Annotated in this window: 3 protein-coding genes; 2 read left to right on the top strand and 1 reads right to left on the bottom strand. The window is 67.3% G+C overall.

The window, feature by feature from the left end; genetic code table 11:
• Window positions 1–679: 679 nt before the first annotated feature.
• Complete coding sequence (locus tag ACLQ24_RS28970; protein WP_425894914.1) at window positions 680–1,651, top strand: DMT family transporter; 972 nt, start codon at window positions 680–682, stop codon at window positions 1,649–1,651.
• 153 nt (window positions 1,652–1,804) lie between these two features.
• Here ACLQ24_RS28970 and ACLQ24_RS28965 read toward each other — a convergent pair whose 3' ends face one another.
• Entirely contained in the window at window positions 1,805–2,134 is a 330-nt protein-coding gene (locus ACLQ24_RS28965) for a hypothetical protein (protein ID WP_425894913.1), read from the bottom strand.
• Window positions 2,135–2,325: 191 nt separating this feature from the next.
• Here ACLQ24_RS28965 and ACLQ24_RS28960 point away from each other — a divergent pair, with 191 nt between their 5' ends.
• Window positions 2,326–3,507, top strand: a complete 1,182-nt coding sequence (locus ACLQ24_RS28960; protein ID WP_425894912.1) for an ISAs1 family transposase — start codon at window positions 2,326–2,328, stop codon at window positions 3,505–3,507.
• Window positions 3,508–3,588: the final 81 nt, after the last annotated feature.

Below are 3,588 nucleotides of genomic sequence, written 5' to 3'. Positions count from 1 at the left end.
CCTCGACGTCCTCAAACAGCTGTTCACCACCGGGCCGTGGTTGCCTCAAACGGCTACCTCAAGCTGAATACGTACGTACCACCCGAGGTCAGGGCGGCTTTCTCGCCCAACATCCGGGACGCCGTCATGCGGTGCCTGGCAGCCCACACCACTGTGGGCAGACGCCGGCAGCTCTGTGCCCTGCGGCCGCAACGCGGTGGCGCCTGTCGCCCAGGCGGCCCGGTCACACTCCGTCAATCCGAATGATTCGCCTGTCCGGTAGGGGTCGTCGCTCGCGAATGCGACTGGTAGGGTCGTGCGAGGCGCGCCCTCCTGCGCATTCGGCTTCCGATTACGCACAGAAGTGGGTGCCGGATGAGGATCAAGCGTCGTAAGAAGGTGACTGCCCCTTTCGGCTCTGCACCTCCAATCAGCGACTGAAGCGGACAGGCCTTCCGGGTCTGCCGGTCTCCCTTCCGCCTCTTCAACACGGGGGAACTGTGGCTAACACAACCGCGCCCGGCGTACCGATACTTCATCCTCAAGCACGGGCCGATGATGGCGCAAGGACCAGGCGTCACACCTCGCAAGGTGTCCTGACGTGGATCCGGTCCGCAGACGGCGTTCGTCACTCCGACATCGAAGACTGTCCACAGAAATCCGGAAAGGCCCTTACGTGCGCCCCGCCGACCTTGCTGGCTTGATCTCCCTGGCGGTCATCTGGGGGACCGCCTTCCTCTTCGTCGAGCTGGCTCTGGAGGGAACCGGTCCGACTGGCCTCGTGCTGGGCCGGATGGCTCTCGGTGGAATCGTCCTGCTGATGCTAGCCCGGTTTCGTCACGTTGCGCTGCCTCGGGGCCGCCGGACCTGGCTCCTGCTCGCCGGGATGAGCCTGGTCGGGCAGGCTGTGCCATTGGTGTTGTTCGCCGCCGGTCAACAGCGGGTCACGAGCGCCCTCGCCGGAGTTTACAGTGGTGCGACGCCGCTGCTGACCATTCCGGTCGTCTGGCTACTGCTGCGTGTGCGGCCTTCGCCCGGGGAGTTGCTGGCGAGCGTGGTCGGCTTCGGTGGCCTCGCCGTCGTGCTCTCCCCGTGGAACACCGCTGGTGGCTCGTACCTCGGCCAAGCGCTCTGCCTGGCCGGGGCGCTCTGCTTCGCGCTCGCCTACGCGTACGCCACCAAGCTGTTGATCGTGGTGAAGGGCGAGAAGCTGTCGCTCGCCGCGGCGCAGGCGGTCTCCGGAACACTGATCCTGCTGCCGCTGGTGGCCGTGACGGAAGGCCCCGGGCGAGGACCATCGCTCCACCTCACCGGCACGGTCATCGCCGCCGTCATCGCACTGGGCCTGGGTAGTGCGGCCGCCTTCGTCATCAACTATTGGCTGATCGCTCGGGTCGGTCCGATCCAAGCGTCGCTCGCCTTCTACCTCATGCCGATCGTCGCGGTGGCGACGGGATTCGTCGTCCGGGGCGAGCGCCTCACCGCGAGCGAGGCCGGCGGCAGCGCCATTATCCTCGTCGCGCTCGGGCTGCTGTACGCCTTCAACCGCGTCCGACGGGGTGCCAGCGACGGGTCGGACCGGCCGGTCGAGCAGGTGGTCGACGCCACCCAGTCACCCGTTCCCGTCCAGACTCCCTCGGTCCGGAGTCCTCACGAACGAGGTGCCAGATGACCGTCGCGCCGTGGCCGACGAGAGGATCAACGCTGCCGCGACGTGGCTAGGGGTGTGTCAAAGCCCCTGGCCGGACCGCCGCCTGGACTCCGCCTCGGCTCGACCGAGGACTTTGGCACACGCTAGTGCAGCTCCGCGTTAATTCTTGAGGGGTCAGGACCAGGCGGTGGGGTCGCCGAGGTAGAGCCCGCAGGCGCAGTCGATGGCCTCCTCGGGGCTTCCGGTGGGTTGGCCGTTGGGCAGGAACGAGTCTTCATGGGCGTCGCGGCTGGCCAGGTGGATGGCGAAGCCCCACTGGTCGGCGGTGCCGGTGAAGCGCAGCCGGCACAGTGGCCAGATGTCACCGTTGTCGTCGGCGTCGATGTAGGCGTAGTCGCTGCGGAACCGCACCACCATGCGGGTCAGTTGAGGCCAGCGGGCGGCTTGGTGTGTCTCTACCCGGTCGGCGAGGGTGGTCTTGACGGTGTCGGGCATCTTCGCCATGGGGGTCATGGTCAGGGCCGTTGCGTTCTCGCTCGGCAAGCCGGTGAGCTGGGATGATGCTGGGTGATTGGTCTGTGTGGAGGCGGTTGAAGCGGGTGAAGCCCTCAAGGTGATCATGGAGTTTCTCTAGGACTGCACGACACCGAGGACTCCACCCGCAGATGTCATCATCCCTGATCTCCGTACTGACTGTGACAACCCCCAGCGGCGAGACGCCGCCACCGCCGATCACCGAGGGTGAACGTCGTGGGCTCCTGGACGCTGTCAGCGTGATCCCGGACCCGCGTAATCCGCACGGGGTGCGGTATCCACTGGCCGCGTTGCTGACCGTCGCGGTCTGCGCGGTCCTGGCCGGCGCGACGTCGTTCGCCGCGATCGCCGACTGGCTGTACGACCTGGACGAGGCCGACCAGCGGCGGCTCGGGTTCACCCGGGGCGTGCCGGCCGGCACCACGGTGTGGCGTCTGCTGATCCGCCTGGACGCCACTGTGATCAGCAAGGTTCTGGCCGGCTGGCTGCACACCCGGACGCCACCGGTGGCCGCTCGGCCGCGCCGCTACCGGACGGTGATCGCCGTGGACGGTAAGACCCTGCGTGGCGCACGCCTGCCCGACGGCCGGCAGACGCATCTGCTGTCGGCGCTGGACACCCGTACCGGCATCGTCCTGGCCCAGGTCACCGTCGAGGCGAAGAGCAACGAGATTCCCGCCTTCACCCCACTGCTCGACGCCGTGCAGGCCGTGCTCGGCAGTCTGACCGATGTCCTGTTCGTCGCCGACGCCATGCATACCCAGACCGGCCACGCCGAGCAGATCACCGGCCGTGGAGCACATCTGCTACTGCAGGCCAAGGGTAACCAGCCCACCCTGTTCGCCCAGCTCAAAGCTGTTCCCTGGGCGCAGATCCCGGTCGGTGACCGCACCCGCGACCGCGGTCACGGGCGCAAAGAGACCCGGACCGTCAAAGCCGTCACCCTGCACACCCCGGGCGGGATCGCGTTCTCACACGCCCAGCAAGCCGTCCGGATCACCCGTACCCGCACCAGCGGCGGCAAGACCAGCCGCGAGACCGCCTACCTGGTCACATCCCTACCCGCCGCCGACGCCCAACCCGCTGACCTGCAGAAATGGGCAAGAGCGGAATGGCTGATCGAAAACCAGATCCACCACGTGCGAGATGTGACTTTCCGTGAAGATCTTCATCAGGCCCGCACCGGCACCGGACCCGCCATCATGGCCACCCTACGTAACACCGCAATCGGCTGGCACCGCATCCACGGCGAGGCTAACATCGCCCGCGCCAACCGACGCGCCGACCGCCGCTCACACGACCTCATAACCGCCGTGACCAGCAGTTACCCCAGAACGCAATAGCCCTGGGGTCATGGTGCCCGACGCCGGTGTGTCGCATGGCCTGCACCCTCCGGGCGTTGATACAGATCCTCTCCGCGTGGC

Origin of the sequence: Micromonospora sp. DT4 (assembly GCF_049841675.1) — a bacterium.
In the GTDB taxonomy this organism is placed as follows: Bacteria; Actinomycetota; Actinomycetes; order Mycobacteriales; family Micromonosporaceae; genus Micromonospora.
This window is presented reverse-complemented; position numbering and strand designations above follow the sequence as displayed.

What these genes read in the sequence shown, in the direction of transcription:
- ACLQ24_RS28965 (WP_425894913.1), bottom strand. Translation starts at nt 2,134, where the DNA reads ATGGCGAAGATGCCCGACACCGTCAAGACCACCCTCGCCGACCGGGTA.